The following is a 24,473-nucleotide window of genomic DNA, read 5'->3' on the forward strand; positions in this document are numbered from 1 at the left end:
GTTCCAATGACGCACAAGGGGGGAGGCGTGGAATGCCTGCCGCTGGCAGCGTCAAAGGATTGACGGAAGCAAGCAGCTTCCGAGACAGCCAGCAAAGGACGCGCACCTCGATGTTGTTTCACATCCAGGTGGAATCTTTCCAAGGGGGAAAGGTCATGGCGTACCTTTGGGGCCGCGCGCGCTTCGCGCGACTGTTCGCAATTTCGATGTTCCTGTTCTGTGCCGCACTTATCTGGCCGGGTGCCGCGTGGGCGGCGCACACCTCGCCGGTGTGTGCGGAGAAGTTCGCCACGGTCACCAACGGCGGCTCGGTCACCGTGGACGTGACCGATTGCGGCCAGGGCGCGCAGAACTTCGGCGATGGCCCGGTAGATGGTCCTGCCCTCCCCCAGAACGGCACCGCGAACCTGCGGATCGTGGGCAACAGCTGGTTTGTCGACTACAGCCACAGCGGCAACAACACTACATCCGACGCCTTCGAGTTCACTGATGGCGAGGCCAGCGGCAATGGCGGCGCGGTGCGGGTGAACATCACCGTAACTCCGGCCAACACGGCGATTGTGGTGGCACCGTCTTCGCTGCCGACCCTGACCTCTGGCGTCTCCTTCACGCAGACCCTCAGTGCCACGGGCGGTACGGCACCGTACTCGTATGCCGTGGTTGGCGGCGCGCTGCCGCCGGGCATCACCCTGACCGGGGACACGCTCAGCGGTACGCCCACCCAGCGTGGTGCATACACCTTCACCGTGCGCGCCACCGACAACGCGTCTGACACGGTCGACAAGTCATACAGCGGCACCGTGCAGAATCCCAATCTCACCCTCACGCCGGCCTCGGCCTCGGCCATCCAGGGCGTGCCGTTCACGCAGACGCTGAGCACCAGCGGCGGCGTGGGCACCATCAGCTACGCCCTGGAAACGGGCAGCTTGCCGGCTGGGATAACCATCAGCCCTGCCGGCGTGGTCAGCGGCACCACATCGGCAGCGACCGGCAACTACCCGGTCCAGATCCGCGTGACCGACGGCAGCACCGGTCCGGGAAGCTACTTCGAGGTGGAGAATTTCACCCTCACGGTGAGCCCTGCGCCCAGCGTCAGCATTGCCGTGTCGCCGGCAAGCGTCTCCGAGGACGGGGCGACCAACCTGGTCTTCACGGTCACCCGCAGCCTCAACCTGAGCTCGCCTACGGTGGTCAACCTGACCACTGGCGGTACCGCAACCAGCGGCGTGGACTACACCGGTGGCGTATCCACCGTGACCATTCCTTCCGGTGCAACCACCGCAACCGTGGTCATCGACCCTGTCGCGGATACCGTTGTGGAGGCCAACGAAACGGTCATCCTCACCGTTGCCGCCGGCAGCGGCTACACCGTGGGTGCCCCGACCAGCGCCACCGGTACGATCCTCAATGACGACGTGCCCAGGGCATCGATTGCCGTGTCGCCGGCCTCGGTCAATGAGGACAGCGGCACGCCGCTGGTCTACACCGTCACCCTGGACCAGCCCGCCCTTGGCGCAACCTCGATCAACTTCAACGTAGGCGGCAGTGCTACCAGCGGGTCCGACTATGTGGCCGTCAGTTCGCCGCTGGTCATTGCCGCTGGTGCCACCACCGGCACCATCACGGTCACTCCCACCACCGACACCACGGTGGAAGGCAACGAAACCGTTGTGCTCACCCTGGCGGCGGGCGCCGGCTACGTCGTCGGCACGCCGTCTTCGGCGACCGGCACAATCCTGGATGACGACCAGCCGACGTTGAGCGTCATTGACGTCACCGCCAACGAAGGCAACAGCGGCACAACCACATTTACTTTCATTCTGTCGCTCAGCGCGCCCGCTGGCCCAGGTGGCGTAACTCTTGACATTGCCACCGCTGATGGCACCGCTGTCGCTGGCAGCGACTACATTGCCAGGGCGCTGACCGGGCAGGTCATCCCGGCGGGTAGCAGTGGCACAAGCCTTAGTGTCCAGGTCAACGGCGACACCTTGAACGAACCGAATGAAACCTTCTTCGTCAATGTCAGCAACGTCAGCGGGGCGACCGTTGCCAAGGCGCAGGGCGTGGGCACCATCGTCAACGATGACCCGCTGCCGTCGCTGTCGATCAACGACGTCTCGGTGACCGAGGGCAATGCCGGGACCACTTCAGCTTTGTTGACCGTGTCGTTGTCCGCCGCCAGCGGGCAGATGGTCACCGTCAACTACGCCACCGCCAATGGCAGCGCCGTTGCGCCTACTGACTACATCGGAGCCGTGGGCACCCTGACCTTTGCGCCAGGTGTCACCACCGGCATCATCACGATTCCGGTCAATGGCGATACCACGCCGGAGGCCAACGAGACTTTCACCGTCAACCTGTCCGGGGCCACCAATGCCACGGTGAGCGATGCGAGCGGTACGGTCACCATCGTCAACGATGACCAGCCGGTGACCGTGGCACCGTCCACACTGCCGGCACCGACGGTGGGCGTGGCGTACAGCCAGACGATCGCCGCCACGGGTGGCAGTGGCAGCTACACCTTCTCGGTGTCAGCCGGCGCGTTGCCGAACGGCTTGACGCTCAGCTCGGGCGGCGTGCTGAGCGGCACGCCCACCGCGAGCGGCTCGTTTGCCTTCACCCTCAGAGCCACCGATACCAGTGTGGCACCGGGGCCTTATATGGGTGATCAGCCTTATGTGATGACCTTGGGGGCACCCACGCTGCAGTTGCCAGCGGGCGCGATGCCTGCTGCAACACGGACGCAGCCCTATAACGCCTCGGTCGGTCCTGCCAGTGGCGGCACCGGGCCGTACAGCTACGCGTTCGCCAGTGGTTCCCTGCCGCCGGGTTTGAGCATGAACACCTCGACCGGCGACGTTTCCGGTGCGCCGACCGCTCTGGGCACCTTCAACTTCATCATCACCGCTACGGACAGCACCACCGGTACCGGCGCGCCTTACATGGTCAGCTCGTCGCGATCGATCACCGTTGTCGACAGCGTGCCGGTGGCTGGCAATGTCAACGCGACCTTTGTTTACGGTGCACCCGCCACGCCGGTGACACTGGCACTTTCAGGCGGTGCAGCCACCTCTGTTGCGGTCGATACCGCGCCTTCGCACGGCACCGCCACAGTGACCGGGCCGACGACCATCAGCTATCAGCCGGCGGCGGGCTTTGCTGGCGCTGACAGCTTCACCTATATCGCCAGCAACGCCAGCGGCGATTCCGCGCCGGCCACGGTGAGCATCACCGTCAACAATCCGTCCATCACGGTCAGCGCCAATGGCGTGCTTTCAGCGGTGGCAGGCACGACATACAGCCAGACCTTCACCTGGGACGGCGGTGCCGCACCGTACAGCGGTTATCAGGTGAACAACCTGCCCGCTGGCGTGTCGGTCAGCAGCAGCGCGGCCAACAGCGTGACGGTCAGTGGTACGCCCACGCAGGCCGGCAGCTTCACCCTGCAGGCTGTGGCCACCGACAGCAGCACCGGCAACGGGCCGTTCACCGTGGGCCAGACGTTCACGCTGACTGTCACCAGCCCGACCCTGGTGGTGACCCCGCCGACGCTTGCACCGGCAACAGCCGGAACGGCCTACCAGCAGGTGGTCACCACCGCAGGCGGCGTGGCGCCCTACAGCTACGTGCTGAGCGGCGCGCTGCCCAGCGGCGTGAGCTTCGATGGCAGCAGCGGCACGTTCTCTGGCACGCCGACGCAGGCAGGCGGCTTCGCGTTGACGGTGACTACCACCGACAGCACCACCGGTACCCCGGGCAGCGTGGTTCAGAACTACACGCTGCAGGTGGCCAGCCCGGCACTGAGCCTGACCCCGGCTGCAGGTGCTCTTCCGGCCACCACCGCCGGCAGCACTTACCAGGTGGCTTTTGCTGCCCGTAACGGCGTGGCACCGTACACCTTCGCGATGAGTGCCGGATCGCTGCCTGCTGGATTGGTGCTGGATGCTGCCAGCGGACGTCTGGCCGGCACGCCGACCGCAGTGGGCAACTTCAGCTTCAGCATTACGGCCACGGACAGCACCACTGGCACTCCGGGCACCGTGACCCAGGCGTACACGGTGAATGTGGCCGCCCCGGTGCTGACGCTGACCCCGGAAACCCTGCCGGCAGGTCTGTTCGCCAATGCCTATCAGCAGCAGCTGTCCACCAGCGGCGGCACGGCACCTTACAGCTATGCGGTCACCACCGGTGCTCTGCCCGGCGGCCTGACGCTGTCCTCTGCGGGTGCGGTTTCCGGCGCGCCGACCGCAGCTGGCGCGTTTGCCTTCACCGTCACCGCGACCGACGCACTTGGCTTCACCGGCACGCGCGATTACACCGTGGAAGTCACCCAGCGCCCGGACCCGACCCGTGATCCGGAAGTTCGCGGGCTGGCCTCGGCGCAGGCCGATGCGGCCCGCCGCTTCGCTACGTCGCAGATCGAGAACATCCAGCAGCGCATGCAGCGCCTGCACGGTGCCAGCCGCAACAACGGCTTCAGCAACAACCTGAGCCTGGCGTACGGTGCGCAGCGCTGTGAACCTGCAGTGGGCAGCCTGCCCGGTGCCGACTGTGATGCACAGCGGCGCCAGCCGTTCGACCGTGAGCCCGGCCTGGACGCGCCGGCTTCAGTGGACAGTGCTTCGCAGGCACCGCTGGGTCTGTGGGTGGGCGGTACCGTACGCACCGGTCGCAGCAACGGGCGTGGCAGTGACGGCGGTGATTTCAACACCGACGGCGTCACCGTGGGCAGCGACCTGCAGGTAACCCCTGCCCTCGCGGTGGGTGCCGGCCTTGGCTACGGCCGCGATCGCACCGACGTGGGCGAGAACGGCAGCCGCAGCGATGGCGAGGCGTTCTCCATGATGCTGTACGCCAGCTACAGCCCGGGCGAGCGTCTGTTCGTGGACGCGCTGCTGGGCTATCAGCTGCTGGACTACGACCTGCGCCGTTACGTGACCAGCGATGGCAGCTTCGCGCATGCTCGTCGCGACGGCAGCCAGTGGTTCGGTTCGCTGTCCTTCGGTGCGGATCTGTTGCGTGGCAACTGGCTGGTGACGCCCTACGCGCGCATCGACGCATCAAGCGGCACGCTGGACCCGTACGCCGAAGATGGCAGCGCTCTGTTTGCCCTGCGCTACGGTGACCAGGATGTGGAAAGCACCACCGGCAACGGCGGCGTCCGCATGGAAATGCGCAACACCACGGTGTGGGGCGCGTGGACCCCGCAGTTGCGCGTGGAATACCAGCACGACTTCAAGGGCAACGGTACGGCGACGATGCATTACGCCGACCTGGTGGGCGTGCCGTTCTACCGCACCTCGGTGGATGGCTTCGACCGCAACCGCTGGATGATCGGTGCCGGGCTGATGTTCGATTTCCGGCGCAACTGGGGTCTGCGGGTGGACTATCGCGGCCTGATTGGCAGCGGTGAAGACCGCGACCATGGGGTGCAGATCAGCCTGGACAAGCAGTTGTAGTTACAGTTTGGCACCGCCCGATAGTGGCGGTGCCAACTCCGCGCGTGACGCAGCGTAGAGCCGGGCTTGCCCGGCTCTACGGAGCGGATGTTTCAAGCTCGCGCGCGAGGAAGGGTGCTGTCCTGCTTTCTGGCGCGCGGGCGACCTCAGGCGGCGTTCCTGTCGCCACGATGGTGCCTCCCTCGCCTCCTGCGCCGGGGCCGACGTCTATCACCCAGTCCGCCTGCGCGACAGACCGCATGTCATGTTCGATCATGACCACGGTGTTGCCCGCATCCACCAGGCGCTGCAGCTGTACCAGCAACCGGTCCGCATCTGACGCATGCAAACCGGTAGTGGGTTCGTCCAGCACGTACAGCGTCCGCCCGCGCTGGCTGCGCTGCAGCTCGGTGGCCAGCTTGATGCGTTGGGCTTCACCGCCTGAAAGCTCAGTGGCTGGTTGGCCCAGCCTCAGGTATCCGAGACCGATTTCCTGCAGCAGCTGCAGCGGACGGGCAATGGCGTCCTCCTCGATGAAGAACGCATGCGCATCGTCCACGGTCAGCTGCAGGACCTCGGCGATGTTGCGGCCGTTCCACTGCACCTTCAAGGTGGCTTCGTTGTAGCGGGCACCGTGGCACGTAGGACAAGGGGCATAGACGCTGGGCATGAACAACAGCTCGACGCTGACAAAGCCCTCGCCCTCGCAGGTCTCGCACCTGCCCTTGGCCACGTTGAAGGAGAAGCGCCCTGCGTCAAAGCGGCGACGACGAGCTGCCGGCGTCGCCGCGAACAGCTTGCGCACATGGTCGAATAGCCCGGTATAGGTGGCCAGGTTGGATCGCGGCGTACGGCCGATGGGCTTTTGATCCACCTGCACCACCCGCTGGATATCGTCCACATCGCCTGTCATCTGGCCTCGCGTCGCCTCGATCACTGACGGGCCTTCCAATGGCGGGTCGCCGGCGGCGTCGTCCACGGGTTCGTGACCCAGATGCAGCAGCATCAGCTCGGGCAGCGCCTGCGCCATCAGGCTGGACTTGCCCGACCCTGATATGCCGGTCACCGCGGTGAGCAGCCCAAGCGGCACCTGGGCATCCACACCTTGCAAATTGTGGCGATGGACTCCCCTCAGCTCCAGCCACCCACTTGGGCTGCGCTGCCTGCTGGCCGGTGCGGGCACCTGGTCAAATAAATAGCGGGCAGTGCGGGAATCCTCAACCTGCCGCAGCCCGTCGGGCTCACCACTGTAAAGAACGCGCCCACCGCGCTCGCCCGCCTCGGGGCCGACATCCACCAGCCACTGCGCGCGGCGCATCAGCTCCAGATCATGTTCGACAACGAATACCGAGTTCCCTCCGTCACGCAGCCGGTCCAGCGCGTCGTACAGCGCCTGGCTGTCAGCAGGATGCAAGCCCGCTGACGGCTCATCCAGCACGTAGAGCACACCGAACAGCAACGAGCTCAGCTGCGTGGCCAGCCGCAAGCGTTGCAGTTCGCCGGCAGAAAGCGTCGGCGTGGCGCGATCCAGCGACAGATACCCCAGCCCCAGGTCGCGCAGCTGCCGTATGCGTGCCATGACCCCGGCGGCGAGGCGCTGTGCGGCCAGGCGTTTCTCTTCGGTCAGGGACGAGGATCGCCGCCCGCGGCTATGCCCAGTGAAATCACCTTCTGCGATGGGTTCCAGCACGTCTGCCAGTCGGTCCAGTGGCAGGCGCATGAACTCACCTATATCAATGCCTCCAAAGGTTACCGAAAGGGCCTCCGGCTTCAGTCGCTTCCCATGACAGGCGGGGCACAGTTTGCCTTCCATATAACGGGAGACGCGCTTCTTCATCAGCGCGCTTTGGCTGGTGGCGAACGTGTGCAGCACGTAACGCCGCGCACCGGTATAGGTGCCCATGTAGCTGGGCTCCAGCTTCCGCTTGAGGGCGGCACGCGTCTCGGCAGGGGTGAATCCGGCATAGACCGGCACGCTTGGCGTTTCCTCGGTAAACAGAATCCATTCCCGGTCCTTCTTTGGCAGCCTCTTCCAAGGCACGTCGACGTCGTAACCCAGCGTTACCAAGATGTCGCGCAGGTTCTGCCCATGCCATGCCGGCGGCCAGGAGGCGATGGCGCGCTCACGGATGCTCAGCGACGGATCGGGAACCATGAGGGCTTCGGTGACCTCGTACACGTGCCCCAGCCCGTGGCAGGTGCTGCAGCTGCCCTGCGGTGTATTCGGTGAGAAGTCCTCGGCGTACAGCATGGGCTGATTGGCCGGGTATGTACCGGCGCGCGAGTACATCATGCGCACAAGGCTGGACAACGTGGTCACGCTGCCCACCGACGAGCGTACGTTGCTGGCCCCGCGCTGCTGCTGCAGGGCGACCGCCGGCGGCAACCCTTCAATCGCGTCCACGTCGGGCACGCCCGCCTGATCAATAAGGCGTCGGGCATAGGGGGCGACGGACTCGAAGTAGCGCCGTTGCGCTTCTGCGAAGAGGGTGCCGAAGGCCAGGGACGACTTCCCGGAACCTGAAATGCCGGAGAACACCACCAGCGCATCACGTGGGATTGAGACATCCACGTCCTTCAGGTTGTGCTCGCGCGCGCCGCGGACCTCGATGCAGCCAGTGGTGGCTGAAGGGCGTGATGAGGCATTGTTCTTCAACATTGTGATTGGTCAGCTTCTGATGCGGGATGACCCGCTTCCGATGCGGGATGACCCGCTTTCGTAGAGCCGGGCTTGCCCGGCTGCTTTTGAACCGAGAAGAGCAGCCGGGCAAGCCCGGCTCTACCCTGCCAGCAGATGGGGTTCCACAACGCCGGCAACAAGATCCATTCCCGTGGCGTTGGTTGCTGCAGCGTCGCCCCTTTGCTTGAAACCGACCCAGTTTGCTTTGGCAAGCCCACTGACCTGGGCGCGGTCAGTCGGAAGCCAACGCATCGGCCAGAATGGAAGCAGCCGACGACCCACCAGCCCTCTCTGCAGTTCGATCACATCATGGTGGCTGCTCGCACCGAGTACGCGCCCATAGGCGACATGAAGGCCATCTTCCGGCCCCTCCATGTACTGGAAGAACCGCCTGCCATCAAACAGCAACACACCCGTAACGCCCGCCTGGCGATTGAAGCGGGCCGCGCCTTCCACCACCGCATCCAGCTTTCCAGAGCCGATCCCAAGTGCATCATGCTCTGCTATTTCGCTGCACGCGGTACTTACGTACGCCACGGCACGGATCGGCATTATCAAAACTCCTCAGTCAATGACTCCACCATACGCTGGAGATTCGTGCACGGTGTTACCTCAGCGTGCAGTAGATCACCCTGCCATGAACACATTTACGCCTGTTCCTGCTTGAGGATGGTGATTTCGCCAGAAGTCTCGAGCACCGCCAGCGCGATCTGATAATGCCCTTTGCATCCAGAACTGCGCATCGCAACATCCAGATCCTCCGGTGAGACATTGCAGCGCCGCAACTGGTCCCAGAACACCTTCCCTTCACGCGCAAGCATGACGGGCGTACCCTCAGTCAACGCGTGAAGCCTTCTGCTGCGGGCGGTAGCAAAGCCCATGAGCCAGTTGAGCAGCAATAATGTGGCGGCGAGGATAAGGCCACCAAGCAATGATGTGTCCTCTCCAATCAGCGAGTTCTGCACCGCCGTACCCAGCAGCACAATGACGAGCATGTCAAAAGGCGTGTGCTGACCCACAGAGCGCTTTCCGCTCATGCGGGTCAGAAGAAACACGACGAGATAGACCGCCGTAGCGCGGATGATGAACTCAAACCAGGGCATTCCCAGATCGAACAGGTCTGACATCGTCATGCCTCTCTCAAGGTGTGAGAATCACCTTTCGGCAGTCCTCTTCCTTCCGATCGAAGATCTCATAGCCGCGCACGGCGTCCTCCAGAGAAAGTCGATGGGTGATGATCACACCCGGGTCCAAAGCGCCCTCGCCGATATAGTCCAGCAACTCGGGCATCAGCCCCTGGACGTGGGTCTGGCCCATCTTGAAAGTGAGCCCCTTGTCGAACGCATCACCCAGCAGGAAGCCGTGGAGGAAGCCGGCGTATACGCCGGGAATGCTCACAGTGCCGCAGCGGCGTGTGGCGGCGATGCATTGGCGAATGGCCACACCGCTGCTGCCTTCGACCTTTAGCGTCGTGAGCGCCGACTCCAACGCGCTGCCTTCCGCTTCAAATCCAACTGCTTCGATCGAGGCGTCCACGCCACGCCCGTTGGTCTGGGTGACGATGTACTCCGCCGGGTCATCAATCTTGCTGAAATCCACCGGCGTCACACCGTACGTCTGTGCGGCAAAGGCCAGTCGGTAAGGGAGATGGTCGACCATGAAGATGGTCTCGGCCCCCAGCAGGCGGCAGCAGGCCGCGCTCATCAGTCCGACTGGCCCTGCACCGAAGATCGCCACTGTGGAGCCCGGCTTGACCCCCGCATTGATGGCGGCCTGGTAGCCGGTGGGAAGAATGTCCGAGAGGAACAGCACCTGCTCATCGGGCAGCGCATCGGGAACTCTCAGCGGTCCCACGTTGGCTTTCGGCACACGAACGTATTCAGCTTGCCCGCCAGATACCCCGCCGTATAAATGGCTGTACCCGAACAGCGCCGCCGGCGGGCGGATGCCCTTCTGGTTCACCGCCGCGCCCTTGCCGGTATTGGTGGTCTCACAGGCGGCATGTTCTGCCAGACGACAGTGGAAACATTCACCGCAGGCAATCACGAACGGCACCACCACGCGATCACCCGGGCGCAGATCTGTCACTCCGCTGCCGACCTCCTCGACGATACCCATGAACTCGTGACCGAGTACGTCACCTGTATGCAGGTCGGGAATCTTGCCGCGATAAAGATGCAGATCGGAGCCGCAGATCGCGGTCGCCGTGACCCGCAGAATCAGATCATCCGCAGCGGCCAATGTGGGATCGGGGACGGTGTCCACCCGGACGTCTTTGCTTCCGTGGTAGGTCAATGCTCGCATTGAGGGGGCCTCGCTTCGTCATGTGGACGTAGCAATAGCCCCACCCACGTCCGGTGAAGGTGACTGTCGCGTAACGGATTTGTGCACCTGATCCACACTTGGCACTCATGACAGGAAGCGCAGCATGCGCACAACCCCAGATGCGGAGCGCAAACATGAACGAGAAACTGCCCCTCAACCCCGGCGCGGACGTCGACGATCAGAAGAAGGCCCATACCCCGGACAAACTGCGCAATGACGAGGCGAAGTGGAAGGAAAAGGACATGCCGGATGCCGAGCACACTGCAGAACCTGATGACTACGAACGTCCGCCCAAGCCTTGAAACCCTGCTCTTGACTTTACGGAGAATGACATGGCTCTGATTCATTCGATTCTGATGGGTGCGGTTGCCGGCATGCGTGCCATGACCCCGCTTGCAGCGGTGACCAACGCAGCCCGTACCGGTCAGCTGCCAGCCGATAACGGTGCGCCCCGCCTGCTGGGCAATAAGTTGGCGTCGGCCGCCATGCTGGCGCTGGCCGGCGGCGAACTGGCGGGCGATAAGATGAGGTCCGCGCCGGATCGCATCGTTCCGGCGGGTATGGTGGCGCGCGTTGGTACCGGTGTGATTGCCGGAGCCGCATTGGCTCCCTATCGCCAGCGCAAGCTGGGGGCGGTGCTGGGTGCTGCTACTGCAGTGGGGATGGCCTACTTCACCTTCAATCTTCGAATGCGGGCGATTGCGCGCTATGGGCAAACCAGTACCGGCGCAGTGGAAGATGCCATCGCGGTTGGCAGTGCGGCGCTGATCACACAATGGGCGTCACGTAGCGAGCAGGCTCGCCGATCCAGGCGATAGCGCCACAATCCGGCAGCGTTGCGTGCACGGTGCATCCACATCATCGGGCCGCCGTGTTTACCTGCGGCCCCGCACACTGGCCTCACTTTCACCGCAGAGGTCCAGACGATGCCTGTTCCCAACTACTCGAAGCCGCCCTTCAAAGCCCAGCAGCAGTCGTTCCCGGGCAAGACCGACAAGATGGAGCCGCGCCCGGATCACGGGGAGAAGAGTTATGTCGGCCATGGGCTGCTGAAAGGCAAGAAGGCACTTATCACCGGTGGGGACAGCGGCATCGGCGCAGCCGTCGCCATTGCCTATGCGCGCGAAGGCGCGGATGTAGCCATCGCCTTCCTGAAGGGTGAGGAGAAGGACGCCCAAAGCATTGCCTTGATGATCGAGGAGGCGGGCCAGAAGGCCGTCCTGTGTCCCTGCGACATCAGCAACGACGCCGAAGCAAAGGCGCTGATCGGGAAGGTCACCGGCGAATTGGGTGGTCTGGATATCCTGGTCAACAACGCCGCCTACCAGCGTTACTACGAGTCGTTTGACGACATCACTCTGGACGACTGGCGCAAGACGTTCGATACCAACGTGCATGCGGTATTCAACCTGACCCGCCTGTGCGTTCCGCATCTTCAGGACGGTGGCTCGGTGATCAACACCGCCTCGGTCAATTCCAAGAAGCCCACCCCCAATATTCTGCCCTACTCCGCCACCAAGGGTGCGGTCGCCAACCTCACCATCGGGCTGGCTGGGCTGCTGGCGGAAAAGGGCATCCGGGTTAATGCCGTGCTGCCCGGCCCGATCTGGACCCCGTTCATTCCTGCCGGCATGGCCGCCGAGGAAGTGGAGCAGTTTGGCAGCCAGACGCCGTTCGGTCGCCCAGGACAACCGGCAGAACTGGCCTCGGCTTACGTGATGCTGGCCGCTGACAGTGCCAGCTACACCTCCGGTGCACTGCTCACGGTGTCCGGTGGCGCGGTCACGCTGTAAGCGGTGGTGACGCCACAGATTGAAGTTGCTGAAGGCGCGAGGCCTATGCGCGACGAGGACGGTTACGCCCCCATCGATTCGTACGCCGCCATCGGTGATGGGCGCTCCAGCGCGCTCATCGCTCCTGATGGCAGCATCGACTGGTGGTGCGCACCCTGCATGGACGCGCCGCCTCTATTGGATCGGATGCTTGACGCGCCGAACGGCGGCCGCTTCGTATTGGAGGCGCGTGAGCTGCTAACCGTGCAGCGACACTACCGAGAAGCCAGCAACGTGCTGGAAACACCGGTGTGCACGACCACCGGGACCGCCTTGGTTACGGAATCCCTCAACAGCGGTCCCGCCGGTCGATTGCCGTGGTCGGAGCTGGCGCGGCGAGTGGAGGGTCTTGAAGGTGAGGTCACCTTTGACCTGGTGTACAAGCCGGGGACACGCGCTGGCACCTGCTCGCCGTGGATGAGCGACACGCCCAACGGTCGTGTACACCACGCCGGTCCGGTGATGACGATGCTGCGTTACCCCGCGCATACCCAGATCACCCACTGCGATGACCGCGAAGTCCGCGGTCATCTCACCCTGCATGCGGGCGAGCGCGAGGTTGTCGCGCTGCTGGCTTCCCAGGACGAGGTTCTGCCGGTGCCGCCCTTGGAGGAGATCGATACACGCATCGACCGCTCGGACCGGGAATGGCAGCAGTGGGTGGATGACCTGCACTGCGCAGCAAGCCGTCGTGCAGAGGTGATCCGCTCGGCGCTTGCCCTGAAGTTCCTGTGGTTTTCGCCCACCGGTGTCATCGCTGCGGCAGTGAGTGCCTCCCTGCCCGAGCGCATCGGCGGCGACAAGAACTGGGATTACCGGTTTGCCTGGGTGCGTGATGCGGCCTATGTCATCAAAACCTTCCTGCGCGTGGGTGCGCTGCCCGACGCCAAGGCCGGCTTCAGCTGGTTGATGACCACCATAGGCAAGCACAGGCCGGGCCTGGCTCCGTGTTTCACTCTACGGGGTGAGCGCGTGGACGAGGAGCGCTTCATCGACGTGCCAGGCTATAGAAACAGCCAGCCGGTGCGCATCGGCAACACCGCTACCGACCAGCTGCAGACCTGCGCTTACGGGGACGTGCTGGAAATGGCCAGCCGCATGCTGGAGGCGGGGCACATCTTCGACCCCACCACCGCCCGCCTGTTGTTCGAGCTGGCCGACGAGTGCGCGGACAGCTGGATGCGCAAGGACAGTGGCTTCTGGGAGCTGGAAGCGGTGCAGCACTACACCATGTCCAAGGTGGAATGCTGGATGGCGCTCCGCCGTGCCTGCGAACTGGCCGAGGCCGGGCACATCACCACGGCACGGCTGCCCCGCTGGCAGAGGGAGCGGGACCGCATTCTGGAATGGATTGACGCGCATTGCTGGGACGAGGCCCGCCAGACTTACGTGATGTACGCCGGCAGCGATCGCCTTGATGCCAGCCTGATGCTTGCCTCGCGGTTTGGCCTGGCTGAAGCGCGACGCGAGCGGCTCCTCTCCACGCGAGAGGCAATTCGTCGGGAACTGGCCGACGAGAGCGGCGACCTATTGTGGCGCTACAGCGGCATGCGCGACTGCGAGGGCACGTTCATCAGTTGCGCGTTCTGGATGGTGGAAGCCTACGGGCTGCTGGGCGACACGGAGGAAGCCGGCCGACTGTTCAGCAGCCTGCTGGCCCGGGTGCAGAACGATGTCGGGCTCATGCCAGAGATGTGGGATCCACTCACCGAACAAGGCCTCGGCAATACCCCTCAGGGCCTGAGTCATCTTGCCCTTGTGCATGCAGCGTTTGCCGTGGATGGGATCTAGCTGCGCTGCTCAATACATGAACAGTTTATGTAAATGCGGTGCGATTACCTTGGCGCGTTATTCGATTTTGTTTTCACTCCGTCTAGCCCTTTGCACTACGCCGGCCGCGATAGGTTATCCACTCACTTTAGAGGGAGCGCCTGTCATGGCCATCAAGACCGCAGAAGACCTGTTCATCCACGAACTCTCCGATATCTACAGCGCTGAAAAGCAGCTCACCAAGGCCCTGCCCCGCTTGGCCCGTGCATCCTCCAACCCGGATCTTGCCACGGCGTTCGAAACCCATCTGGAAGAAACCCAAGGGCAGATCGAGCGCATTGACCAGGTGGTGGAAATCCTGGGCATCCGCCTCAAGCGCATCAAGTGCGCCGCGATGGAGGGCCTGGTGGAAGAAGGCAAGGAAGTCATCGATTCCATCGAGGAAGGCCCGGTTCGCGATGCGGCGCTGATTGGTGGCGCGCAGAAGGTCGAGCATTACGAAATTGCCTCCTACGGCACCATGGCCGCACTTGCAAAGCAGCTGGGCTACAAGGATGCGCTGCCGCTGCTGCTGGAAACTCTGGAAGAAGAAAAGGCCACCGACGAGAAGCTGACCATCCTCGCCAAGAGCGGTGGCAACGCCAAGGCTGTCCAGGCAGCTTGAGCCGGAAAGCACCATGGCGTCCAGAACCGCGCTGCTGATCATCGATGTTTTCAGCCTGTTTGACTTCCCCGGAGCGGACGAACTGGCCCCTGCTGCGATAGACGCAGCCAAAGAGGCGGCGCGCATTCGCCGGGAGTTCGACAAGCGCCAGTTGCCGGTGATCTACGCCAACGACAACTTCGGCGACTGGCAGCGGGACTTTCCACAGCTGGTGCGGGACTGCCGCCACAACGGCGGCAGTTCTGCCGAGGTGGTGAAGCATATTGGCCCTGGCGCGGGCCACTACTTCGTATTGAAGCCAAAGCACTCCGCCTTTCTCGCCACCCCGCTCGCCATTTTGCTTGCCAAGCTGAAGGTCAACCAGCTGGTGCTGTGCGGTATGGCGCTGGACTCCTGCGTGCTCGCCACCGCATTGGACGCCAACTCGCGGGAGTACCGAACCGTGGTTGCCAGACAGGCGGTGGCCGCACTGCCGGATCGGCGCAAAGCGGCACTCCAGGTGCTTGCGCACTCAGGCGCGGCCAAAGTCCTGGATACGCCGGAACTGATCAAGGAATGTCTGGGCTGAAGCAGCCCGACTCTCTCACGGACAAGAAACATGCAGAACAAGCCATCACCCACCTGCCCTTCCGTCAGAATCCTGCTGGTGGAAGATGACCTGCATCTGGCGGGATTCGTGGAACAGGCGATCACCGACCTGGGCCATGAGGTCACCCACGCCTACAGCGTTCTGGACGCGTTGGGGCAGCTTGAAAGCGGAACCTTTGACCTGGCGGTACTGGATGTGGAACTGCGCGACGGTGTGGTATTTCCGGTTGCTGACCGGCTTGCGGCGGCAAATACGCCCTATTTGTTTGCTTCAGCCGTTTATGACCAGCTGGTGCCTGTTCGTCACCAGCATGTGCGATTTGTGGCCAAGCCCTTTCATGTGGAGGAGTTGCAGACGGCCGTGCGGGAGATGCTCATCGCGGCGGCATGATGGCAGTGGATGGCCGCCTGCCGATGTTGATCGCGGCGGATGGCCGGCCGTAGAGCCGGGCTTGCCCGGCTGCTCTTCGCTCGCAGATCATCAAAGCAGCCGGGCAAGCCCGGCTCTACGGGTATTCGGCCAGTTCATCGCTTCCTGGGCGACACCCACATCGAGATGACGGCCTTGAAGACAGCTTCTCCGCCGGCATCCGTAACGGAAACCTCAACCAGGTACTCCCCTGCCACCGCCCAGTCGAACGACGGGTTCATCGGTCGTGCTGTGGCGGTCACGCTTGTGGTGGCCTTCTTCAGGTACTCCACGGTCATGCCGCGTGGAATCCAACGAACACTGGCCGGAATGGACACCTCCGTCATCACCCCGCCCGCCAGTTCGGCCGCGTTGCACATGGCGATGGCGTGGACGGTGCCGATGTGGTTGAGCACGGCGCGGCGCTTGCGGACGGGGACGACGCAGTGACCCGGTGCCAGTTCCTTGAATCTGGGGGCGATGGAGCGGAAGTACGGGGCTTTGAAGCACAGGAGCTGGGAGAACAGCCAGCGGCCGGAGGCGGTGGCTGAGAGGCGGGTCCAGAGGTTCAGGGTGCTTTGGTTTGCCATGGGAGGTCGCCCCGGGTATTTGCCATACGCTTGAGTATGGCAGCCTCTGGGGATTGTGAAAAGCAGCCGGGCAAGCCCGTCTCTACGCGGCGCTGGCGTGCAAGCGGGCTCAGCCCGGCACAATTGTTATGGATCATTATGAAGAAAATCATAATTATGATTTCTCTCATAATTGTTCATAACTTCCGATGCTTTAGCGTCCAACGAGCATCGCGCCTTAGGAATGAAGGCGTTAGCGACAGTCTCCATTGCGGGGCTAAAAACATGGGCGTATACACAGATATACACCTATCTCCGGAAGTCACCATGGGTACCGTTCGTTGGAACGTTGCTGTTTCGGCCGACATTGACAAATCACTGCGAATGTTCTTGGCTAGCCAGGGCGGCGGCCGGAAAGGCGATCTCTCACGCTTCATTGAAGACGCCGTTCGCGCATACATCTTTGACTTGAGCGCGGAACAAGCCAAAGCCGCCAACGCGCATTTGAGCGAGGCGGAAGTCGCCAAAGCTGTTGATGAGGCACTTGCTTGGGCACGTAAGCGCTGATGCGGGTTGTGCTGGACAGCAACATCCTCTTCAGTGCCCTGATTTCGAGCAAAGGTTCCCCGGATGTGATCTACCGTGCGTGGCGTGCCTCGCGCTTTGAGGTTGTCACGTCCCGGATGCAACTTGACGAGATTCGCAGGGCGAGCCGATACGCAAAGTTTCAGGCTACCCTCCGACCTGCCAAGGTGGGTGCCATGATCAACTATCTACGCAGGGCAGTTGTTCTAGAGCGACTGAACAATCTGGCGGAAACAGATGACCCCGATGATGCCTTCCTCTTGGCCATGGCGCTCGAGGGAGACGCGGATTACCTCGTGACTGGAGATCACCGGGCTGGAATTCTGCAGTTGGGGCATATTGGCCGTGCACGGATCGTCACGCCGACGCAGTTTCGCGAAGAGGTGTTGTTATCAGTTCTTCAGCCACGCCCTAGCCGCATGTCCAGCTTTTGGGGGTCACCTCAACGGCGTGGCTCTACGGGATGGTGGCCAGAACCTGGGCGGTCCGTGACAGCAGGTGGCGGGCGGCGACGCGGGTGGATTCGGTCAGCGGCCCGGGCAGGTTGTGCAGGGAGAACCAGCCGAAGTCTGAGTGCTTCTCTGGTTCGATCAGGCGCGGGGTGCCTTCGAACTGCGTTGCCAGGTAGACCGGGGCGACCCAATGCTCAGGACCATCAGCGTCGATCAGGTCAACGACACACAGAAGCTCGACATCTCCCAATTGGATACCAAGTTCTTCATCGACCTCACGCTTCACTGCGTGTTCCACCGTCTCCAGCAAATCCACCTTGCCGCCCGGCAGGCCCCAATGATCTGCCTCAGGTGAGCGTAGGCGCTTGATGAGCAGCAGCTTCCCATCTTGAAGGATGGCTGCACCGCAGCCCAGGCGTGGTTCTTGTGTCATGAGGCGTCATCCATCTGGAAACGCAGCGCCAGTGGCGACGTGCAATGTAGTGATTATCCAGCCCGGGAAGGTTCGGAGCCAACCTTCGACAATGAGCCGATGACATCGGGCGGCGGCGCCACCGCCCCACTCATCGGAGCCCTATCGTCAGCTGGCCGGGATCAGCTTCCAGCGATCCCCCGTTCCCTGAAACCGCACCACGACCTTTGACAGTGCGTCCGGCGAGGGATTCGCCGCCAGCAGGATCAGCTCCTGCCCGGTGCCCAGATACATCCGCCGCCCCGGCTCTACCCCGAGATCGCGAATCCACAGCCCGCGCGTTTTCATGCACGGCACGCTTGGGCAGCCGGGATAGGTCTCCTCCATTCCTTCATGGTGAAGTGCGTTGATCATTACGCTTTTCGGTGCGCGCCAGAAGCGCCGGCGGAAGGCCCGCTGCTCGTCGGTCAGGTTGGCCCAGTCGTTGTCCATCATGGTTCTCCACTTGTGCTGCTCCCCCGCCAGGATGGCGAGGGAGCCGGGAGGTTCAGAACCGTGGTAACGGATACGGTGCGACGTATTTCCGCGAGGGTGTTGTATTTCGTCACCCTCCCGACACAAGCCGTCCAACATGCAAACCGTTACCGGGTTCTGACACCCGGGGCACACCATGCGACAGATGGGAGGATAGCGGAATCGGCAAAGATTCCATCGGGCTCGTGGAGCGTGCAGTGTGTTGTCGCAAACAATCCATATCCGCCGAATGGGATCGAAACAGCGCTATTCATGGGGACTTGCATCACGTTTTCTGTTTCGCGGTGCAGCATGCAGTACACGTTGTGGCCGAGCATGCGCCTGTGTCGCTTCCAGCGCAGATGGCGCTGGGCGTGCACCCCGTAGAGCGGGGCTTGCCCCGCTAGCCGGGCAAGCCCGGCTCTACATGGAGCCGCATCGGCACCAGAAGCCACACCGGCATTCGGACCCGCATCGGCACCCAAAGCCACATCGGCATCCGAAGTCGCATCGGCGTGGCCGCCAACACGCCAATGTTTTCAGGTGCATAATCGGACACCGTTTATATCCCGGATGCATCAATGGGCATCGAGAACTACGACCAGCTGGCCATCTTCGTGCTGGTGGCGCGCGAGCGCAGCTTCACGCGCGCCGCCGCCCAGCTGGGCATGTCCCAGCCGGCCTTGAGCCGGTCCATGCGTCAGCTGGAAGAGCGCCTGGGCGTGCGCCTGCTCGCCCGCACCACCCGCAGCGTGTGCCCCACCGAGGCCGGCGAGCAGTTATTGAACGTGATCGCCCCACGCTTTGAGGAGATCGACACCGAACTGGCCCAGCTCAATGCGTTCCGTGACAAGCCGGCCGGGCGCATCCGCATCACGGCAGGCGAGCACTCGGCGCTGACCGTCATGCAGCCGGTACTGGGCAAGCTGCTGCCTCAGCACCCGGACCTCCACATCGAGGTCACTGTCGACTACGGGTTCACTGACATCGTGGCCGAAGGCTATGACGCCGGCATCCGCCTGGGCGAACAGGTGGCCAAAGACATGATTGCCGTGCGCGTGGGGCCGGAGCTGCGCATGGCGGTGGTCGGTTCGCCGGCTTACTTTGCGCGCCACCCGAAACCGAAATCGCCGCACGACCTTACCCAGCACAACTGCATCACGATTCGCCTGCCCACTTATGGCGGCATCTACGTCTGGGAGTTCGAAAAGAAGGGCCAGGAACTGAAGGTACGAGTGGAAGGCCAGCTGGTGTTCAACAACATCGCCATGCGCCTGGGCGCGGCGCTTGAAGGACTGGGGCTGGCCTACATGCCGGAAGACCTGGTGCGCCCTCATGTGCAGGCGGGCGCACTGGTGCAGGTGCTGCAGGACTGGTGCGCGCCCTTCCCCGGCTATCACCTGTATTACCCGAGCCGCCGGCAGTCATCGCCGGCGTTTACGCTGTTGCGGGATGCGCTTCGCTACCCCGTGTAGTTCTCAAGGCGAGATCGGCGGGGTCTGTTCAAGTGCCTGCAGTGCGCGGGTCGATGCCGCGGTATCACCGCTGCTCGCCAGCAACTGCGCCACGTGCTGCAACTGCGCGCGGCTTAAACCCACGCGTTGGCTGGCTGCCATATGCGAGCGCAGCTGTGATTCCACGCCCGGCATCGCCGCGAGTGCGCCCACCGTAGCCAGCTCGCGGCTTTGCCAGTCCAGGTTGTCGCGTTCGAAGATGTCGCCGAACAAGTGCGTCTGCAGGTACTGGTTGATGATGGGGGCGAAGTCCATCACCGGCCCCTTTACCGGCGCACCGGAGATGCGGGTCTGGTTGGCGGTGCCCACCTTGCGCAGTGCCTCACCCACCGGCACCTCGCCCGTGGGTGGCTTACCGGCCTCGGTGGCCACGCCCCTCGCCTTCCGGTCGTCGACCACCTTCATCAGCTCGGTCAGCGCATTGAGACTCTTCGGGAAGCCGGTGTAGGCATACATCTGCACCAGCACTTCCTTCGCCTCGCTGACGGTGAGACCGGCATCCAGCCCTCGATTCAACGCGGCGCTCAATTGAGGCAGGTTGCTGGTGGCGGCTGCGGCGGCGATCAACGGGATGGACTGCTGTTTGGCGGACAGCGGTCCCGGCACCTTCGCCTCGACGCTGGCTGCGGCCTCGGTGTACTGCGCCTCACTCACCTGCTCCATCCATGTCACCGCCTTGCCGTCGGCGACGCCGGTCACGGTGAGGTGGGTCATGCCGCTGTGCAGCGCGGCGCCGTGCCAGTGCTTCACGCCCGCCGGGCAGACGACGACGTCACCGGCTTGAATCTGCTGTGCGGGCTTGCCCCACTCCTGGGTGAGACCAACGCCGGAGGTCACGACCAGGCGCTGTCCTGCCGGATGGGTGTGCCAGGCGGAGCGCGCGCCGGGTTCAAAGGTGACGTAGGCGGACGAGGCTGGTACTTCGGCATCGGCTGGGAACAGCGGGTCCACTTGTACCTTGCCGGTGAAGTTCGCAGCAGGTCCGGTCGTGGTCGCCTGCGTGCCCGCCCGCGTGATCTGTTGGCCTGGGGTTTCGGCAGCGCCTGCGAACGGAGCGGCCATGGACAGCGCAGCGCCCAGCAATGCGTTGCTGGCAGCTTTGGTACGGCGTGCAGTCATTGCAGAGTCCTTGCGTAGAACGGGGTGAGCTTCGCCACGGCGGCGTCCACGTACTTCGGCACCCAGTAGGTTTCGATGTGGGTGGCACCGTCAATCAGCGCCATTTCCTTGTCGGTGGTGCCGGATGCGGCGGCGTACGCGGCCACGGTCATGTACAGGCTGTCGGCCTTGCTGCCGGCGATCATCAGCAGCGGCTGGTTGATCAGCGCCATCTGCTCGGTGGCATCGAAGCGCATCAGATCGAGCAGGCTGCTGGTGGTGTAACGGAACGTGGACCCAGGATGGGCATGAGTCTTCCAGTAGTACTCGTAGCCCTGCCGGTACAGATCGAACGGCAGCTTGGCGATCTGCTCGTCGCTGAGATTGGCGTCGCCGGAGTACAGCACCTCGCCGCCGGCGGCTTGCTGTGCGCGTGCGGCCGATGCCTGCTGCAGGCGCTGCTGGATTCTGTCCAGCTGGGTGTCCTGATAGCCGTTGCGGCGCACGCGGCCTGAATTGAACATGCTCAGCGTGGCCACGGACTTGAAGCGCTTGTCGGTCTGGGCGGCCGCCAAGGCGTAGCCGCCACCGCCGCAGATGCCCAGTAACCCAATGCGCTCGGCGTCCACGCCCGGGTAAGTAGAAAGGTAGTCCGCCATGCCGTGGATGTCTTCGACGCGATGCACAGGCATGTCCACGTTGCGGGGCTCGCCACCGCTGCCGCCCTGGTAAGCCGCATCGGCGGCAATGGCGATGTAACCCAGCTCGGCAAGGCGCTGCGCGTACAGGCCGGCGACCTGTTCTTTCACCCCGCCGTTGGGGTGAGCCACCACGATGGCCGCGTACTTCTTCGTCGCTGCGTAGTTGGCCGGGGTGTACACATTGGCCGCGATGCGGATGCCATCCAGATCGTAGGTCACTGGGTGGATGTTGACCTCGCCGGGCGCGTTCTCTGTAAGCGCGCCTTCATAGGCCAGGGTAAAAGGGTTGAGCCGGTAATTGGCGGCGGATGCACTGCCGGCAGCAAGGCCGAGCGCGGTCGCCAGCGCTGCAGCCTTCAAGGCGTTCCTCATCGGGAAGTCTCCAGGGTCCAGAGTTGGACCCAAAACTATCCCGTGGCCACTAATAGAAACAGATCATCAGCTGGATATCAGTCATGCGCGTGAGATATGAATGACTGGATCAGGTCAGCATCAACCAGAGGCCGTACAGGCTGATGAGTGCGCCCGCACCCAGCATGGCCCACGCCACGCCATTGAAGCGGCGAAACACCTTCGCCAGGCCAAACCCCAATGCGATGGCGGCAAGGCCGAAGCCCAGCCACACCACTGCGGCAACGTTGTCGGGTGAGTTCCAGAAGGACCCAGGCGCACCTACCGCAGCAAACAGAAAACTCAGGCCCATGGACGGATCCTCGAAGTGGACGACTGGGTGAACACTAGGAAGTTGGCTGTCCGGGCCGGGTGAAGACGCAGCAAGATCCCGCAAACGCCCTGCCCGCCCCTGCGGTACGCTCTTGACCAGTCAACGACACGGAGCAGCCGTCATGGGTGCGGCGCGCAAGGCCCTTTGGTTCATCGAGAGCCACTTTGCCGAGAATCCCTCGCTGGCCCAGATCGCGGCGGCGGTTGAGCTTTCGCCGTTCCACCTGTCTCGGCTGTTCCAGGTCAGTACGGGTACGTCGATGGCGCGCTACCTGCGGGGCCGTCGACTGAGCGAGGCAGCCCGTACTTTGGCCGGTGGTGGCACGGCCATTCTGGATGTGGCCCTGGGAGCCGGTTACGCCTCGCATACGGCCTTTACCCATGCCTTTACCGAGCAGTTCAAGCGGGCACCCGAGCAGGTTCGGCGCGAGGGGCTGGACGGGCTCAGGCTGGTGGAGGCGATGCGGTTGGACGCCCCTCCCCTGCCTTGCGAGGTGAAGCCGGTGCGCCGCCGGGTGGCGGGATTCCGGGTGGCGGGCGTGTGCGCGCGGCATACGTCTGCCACGGTGGCTTCGATTCCTTCGCAGTGGCAGCAGCTGGCGCTGACCCGGGAGCTGGGGCGGGACATTGCGTATGGGGTGTGCTGCAACCGGGATGCTGAGGGGGCGTTTGACTACATTGCCGGGATGGAGATCGGGGCCAGTGCGGCCGTGCCTGTGGCCTGGGGTGCGGTGACTGTTCCGGGTGGTGAGTATCTGGTGGCTTGGCATGCCGGGCATATTTCTGCCATTCGGGAGACGTGGTTCTGGTTGTTGAACGACTACCTTCCGGGGTCTGGGCTGACGTTGGCGGATGCGCCGGACTTTGAGCGGTATGACGCGCGGTTTGATGACCGCAGCGGGAATGGTGGTGTGGAGATATGGATTCCGTTGGGTGAGATGGGCTGACTTCTGGGAGAGATTCTGTGCGGATGATTGCGGCTTTTGTTGCGGTGTTTGGCTTATTGGTTGCGCCGATTGCCGAGGCGAAAAGCAGCCGGGCAGAGCCCGGCTCTACGGGTTCCGTGGCATCCAGCGGGCACGTGGTGGGTGAGGTTCATGGTGTGGCGCATACGCCTAGTGCTGCGATTCGTGATGCGGAGCGCAGTGATGAGGTGCGGTACACGGTGTGGTATCCGGCGCAGGCCGGTGCGAAGGAGGCGCCGATTTCGATCGGGCCGCCGGGAAACCCGCTGTTTGACGTTGGATCTTCGGCTGCGGATGCGCCGGTTGCAGCGGGGCGCTGGCCGGTGCTGCTGCTGTCGCACGGTAACGGCGGCACTGCGCGGATGATGGGGTGGTTCGGTACCGCCCTGGCCCGTGCGGGTTATGTGGTGGTGGCGGTGGATCATCCTGGCAACAACGGCATGGACGCGATGACCGCCGCCGGCAGCATTCTGATGTGGAACCGGGTAGATGATCTGGCGGCTGCCCTGACGGCGGTGCAGGAGGACTCCAGGCTCACCGCGCATGTCGATGCCGAGCGGCTGGGACTGGTGGGTTATTCCGCCGGCGGCTACACCGCGCTGGTGGCCGCCGGTGCTCGGCCGGACATGGCGCGGCTGGTCGCTTTCTGCAAAGCCAATCCCAAGGATGGCGTCTGCGCGCCGCAGCTGGAGAATCCTGAGTTCACCTTTGAACGACGGATGGCGTTGGCGGCCTCGCCGCAAATGGCACCCTGGGTGGCCAAATCAGGGGAAGACCGCCGCATTCCAAACGTGCGCGCCGTGTTCCTGATGGCACCGGCGATTGTGCAGGCGTTCGATCCAGCTGAGCTGGCGAAGCTGGAGGTGCCGGTGTCGGTGCTCGTGGGCGAGGCGGATACGATTGCCTCACCAGGCACCAACGGTCAGGCCATTGCCGCAGCGAACTCCAAGGCGCGACTGGAATTGCTTCCGGCCGTGGGACACTACGATTTCCTGTCAGCATGTACCGAACTTGGCCGACAGCGTGTGGGACCGTTGTGTGAGGGTCGTGCGGACAGGACGGTGACGCATAAGGCGGCAATTCGGCAGGCCGAAGAGCTCTTCAGGTCAACGATGGGATCTGACGGGGCCCGATAGGCTTTGACTTCTGACGCAATGCTTCGGCACGCAGTGCGGCGAATTACTTGAGCATTCCAATCAGATTTCCGAACAGCTTCGCCACCTCGGCACCTTCGC

At 63.5% G+C, this 24,473-nt stretch carries 22 protein-coding genes and 2 pseudogenes; 13 read left to right on the plus strand and 11 right to left on the minus strand.

Going from position 1 to position 24,473, the window contains the following annotated elements; all coding sequences use genetic code 11:
* Window positions 1-155 precede the first annotated feature (155 nt).
* A complete protein-coding gene (locus PDM29_RS17520; RefSeq protein ID WP_311191324.1) occupies window positions 156-5,459 on the plus strand; it encodes a putative Ig domain-containing protein in 5,304 nt (1,767 codons plus the stop codon).
* A gap of 76 nt (window positions 5,460-5,535) precedes the next feature.
* Here PDM29_RS17520 and PDM29_RS17525 read toward each other — a convergent pair whose 3' ends face one another.
* The 4 genes from PDM29_RS17525 to PDM29_RS17540 all read right to left on the minus strand — a co-directional run bounded on the left by PDM29_RS17525 (window position 5,536) and on the right by PDM29_RS17540 (window position 10,422).
* Window positions 5,536-8,097 carry an excinuclease ABC subunit UvrA gene (locus PDM29_RS17525; RefSeq protein ID WP_311191325.1) on the minus strand — a complete coding sequence of 854 codons (2,562 nt, stop codon included), beginning with the start codon at window positions 8,095-8,097 and terminating at the stop codon, window positions 5,536-5,538.
* Window positions 8,098-8,217: 120 nt separating this feature from the next.
* Window positions 8,218-8,670 carry a BLUF domain-containing protein gene (locus PDM29_RS17530; RefSeq protein WP_311191326.1) on the minus strand — a complete coding sequence of 151 codons (453 nt, stop codon included), beginning with the start codon at window positions 8,668-8,670 and terminating at the stop codon, window positions 8,218-8,220.
* 95 nt (window positions 8,671-8,765) lie between these two features.
* Entirely contained in the window at window positions 8,766-9,245 is a 480-nt protein-coding gene (locus PDM29_RS17535) for a DUF421 domain-containing protein (RefSeq protein ID WP_311193823.1), read from the minus strand.
* 13 nt (window positions 9,246-9,258) lie between these two features.
* Window positions 9,259-10,422, minus strand: coding sequence for a zinc-dependent alcohol dehydrogenase (locus PDM29_RS17540; RefSeq protein WP_311191327.1), 1,164 nt, complete (start codon window positions 10,420-10,422; stop codon window positions 9,259-9,261).
* A gap of 155 nt (window positions 10,423-10,577) precedes the next feature.
* On the opposite strand from PDM29_RS17540, the gene PDM29_RS17545 reads away from it, so the two are divergent.
* The 7 genes from PDM29_RS17545 (at window position 10,578) to PDM29_RS17575 (ending at window position 15,688) form a co-directional block, all read left to right on the plus strand.
* Entirely contained in the window at window positions 10,578-10,745 is a 168-nt protein-coding gene (locus PDM29_RS17545) for a hypothetical protein (RefSeq protein ID WP_311191328.1), read from the plus strand.
* A 30-nt stretch (window positions 10,746-10,775) separates the two neighbouring features.
* Entirely contained in the window at window positions 10,776-11,261 is a 486-nt protein-coding gene (locus PDM29_RS17550; RefSeq protein ID WP_311191329.1) for a DUF4126 domain-containing protein, read from the plus strand.
* A 108-nt stretch (window positions 11,262-11,369) separates the two neighbouring features.
* Window positions 11,370-12,236, plus strand: a complete 867-nt coding sequence (locus PDM29_RS17555; RefSeq protein WP_311191330.1) for an SDR family oxidoreductase — start codon at window positions 11,370-11,372, stop codon at window positions 12,234-12,236.
* A gap of 45 nt (window positions 12,237-12,281) precedes the next feature.
* Window positions 12,282-14,066, plus strand: coding sequence for a glycoside hydrolase family 15 protein (locus PDM29_RS17560; protein WP_311191331.1), 1,785 nt, complete (start codon window positions 12,282-12,284; stop codon window positions 14,064-14,066).
* Between the two features lie 145 nt (window positions 14,067-14,211).
* Complete coding sequence (locus PDM29_RS17565) at window positions 14,212-14,709, plus strand: YciE/YciF ferroxidase family protein (RefSeq protein WP_311191332.1); 498 nt, start codon at window positions 14,212-14,214, stop codon at window positions 14,707-14,709.
* A 13-nt stretch (window positions 14,710-14,722) separates the two neighbouring features.
* Window positions 14,723-15,277 (plus strand): cysteine hydrolase family protein, encoded by a 555-nt coding sequence (locus tag PDM29_RS17570; protein WP_311191333.1) that lies wholly within the window; start codon window positions 14,723-14,725, stop codon window positions 15,275-15,277.
* A 30-nt stretch (window positions 15,278-15,307) separates the two neighbouring features.
* Window positions 15,308-15,688 (plus strand): response regulator, encoded by a 381-nt coding sequence (locus PDM29_RS17575; protein WP_311191334.1) that lies wholly within the window; start codon window positions 15,308-15,310, stop codon window positions 15,686-15,688.
* 134 nt (window positions 15,689-15,822) lie between these two features.
* Here PDM29_RS17575 and PDM29_RS17580 read toward each other — a convergent pair whose 3' ends face one another.
* Entirely contained in the window at window positions 15,823-16,296 is a 474-nt protein-coding gene (locus tag PDM29_RS17580) for a hotdog fold domain-containing protein (RefSeq protein WP_311191335.1), read from the minus strand.
* 306 nt (window positions 16,297-16,602) lie between these two features.
* On the opposite strand from PDM29_RS17580, the gene PDM29_RS17585 reads away from it, so the two are divergent.
* Window positions 16,603-16,842, plus strand: a complete 240-nt coding sequence (locus PDM29_RS17585; RefSeq protein WP_311191336.1) for a ribbon-helix-helix domain-containing protein — start codon at window positions 16,603-16,605, stop codon at window positions 16,840-16,842.
* Window positions 16,842-17,159: pseudogene (locus PDM29_RS17590) on the plus strand (putative toxin-antitoxin system toxin component, PIN family); the annotation flags it as partial. The gene PDM29_RS17585 and the pseudogene PDM29_RS17590, both read left to right, overlap by 1 nt.
* A 157-nt stretch (window positions 17,160-17,316) precedes the next feature.
* On the opposite strand, the gene PDM29_RS17595 reads toward PDM29_RS17590, so the two are convergent.
* Together PDM29_RS17595 and PDM29_RS17600 are read right to left on the minus strand one after the other, a co-directional pair.
* Window positions 17,317-17,745 (minus strand): NUDIX hydrolase, encoded by a 429-nt coding sequence (locus PDM29_RS17595; RefSeq protein WP_311191337.1) that lies wholly within the window; start codon window positions 17,743-17,745, stop codon window positions 17,317-17,319.
* A gap of 147 nt (window positions 17,746-17,892) precedes the next feature.
* A complete protein-coding gene (locus tag PDM29_RS17600) occupies window positions 17,893-18,216 on the minus strand; it encodes a hypothetical protein (protein WP_311191338.1) in 324 nt (107 codons plus the stop codon).
* 602 nt (window positions 18,217-18,818) lie between these two features.
* Between PDM29_RS17600 and PDM29_RS17605 the strand changes: the two genes are divergently transcribed.
* On the plus strand, window positions 18,819-19,712 hold the full coding sequence (locus PDM29_RS17605) for a LysR family transcriptional regulator (RefSeq protein ID WP_311191339.1): 894 nt from the start codon (window positions 18,819-18,821) through the stop codon (window positions 19,710-19,712).
* Window positions 19,713-19,715: 3 nt separating this feature from the next.
* On the opposite strand, the gene PDM29_RS21090 is transcribed toward PDM29_RS17605, so the two are convergent.
* The 4 genes and pseudogenes from PDM29_RS21090 to PDM29_RS17620 form a co-directional block, all read right to left on the minus strand.
* Window positions 19,716-20,405, minus strand: coding sequence for a carboxymuconolactone decarboxylase family protein (locus tag PDM29_RS21090; RefSeq protein ID WP_425508759.1), 690 nt, complete (start codon window positions 20,403-20,405; stop codon window positions 19,716-19,718).
* A pseudogene (locus tag PDM29_RS21095) lies at window positions 20,379-20,870 on the minus strand ((R)-mandelonitrile lyase); the annotation flags it as partial. The pseudogene PDM29_RS21095 and the gene PDM29_RS21090, both read right to left, overlap by 27 nt.
* Window positions 20,867-21,922: an alpha/beta hydrolase gene (locus PDM29_RS17615; RefSeq protein WP_311191341.1), complete on the minus strand. Its 1,056-nt coding sequence runs from the start codon at window positions 21,920-21,922 to the stop codon at window positions 20,867-20,869. The pseudogene PDM29_RS21095 and the gene PDM29_RS17615, both read right to left, overlap by 4 nt.
* A gap of 109 nt (window positions 21,923-22,031) precedes the next feature.
* Entirely contained in the window at window positions 22,032-22,253 is a 222-nt protein-coding gene (locus PDM29_RS17620) for a hypothetical protein (protein WP_311191342.1), read from the minus strand.
* Window positions 22,254-22,395: 142 nt separating this feature from the next.
* On the opposite strand from PDM29_RS17620, the gene PDM29_RS17625 reads away from it, so the two are divergent.
* Together PDM29_RS17625 and PDM29_RS17630 are read left to right on the plus strand one after the other, a co-directional pair.
* Complete coding sequence (locus tag PDM29_RS17625) at window positions 22,396-23,220, plus strand: AraC family transcriptional regulator (protein ID WP_311191343.1); 825 nt, start codon at window positions 22,396-22,398, stop codon at window positions 23,218-23,220.
* A gap of 23 nt (window positions 23,221-23,243) precedes the next feature.
* Window positions 23,244-24,374: an alpha/beta hydrolase family protein gene (locus PDM29_RS17630; protein WP_425508760.1), complete on the plus strand. Its 1,131-nt coding sequence runs from the start codon at window positions 23,244-23,246 to the stop codon at window positions 24,372-24,374.
* Window positions 24,375-24,473 lie beyond the last annotated feature (99 nt).

It is taken from the genome of Stenotrophomonas oahuensis, assembly GCF_031834595.1.
Taxonomy (GTDB): domain Bacteria; phylum Pseudomonadota; class Gammaproteobacteria; order Xanthomonadales; family Xanthomonadaceae; genus Stenotrophomonas; species Stenotrophomonas oahuensis.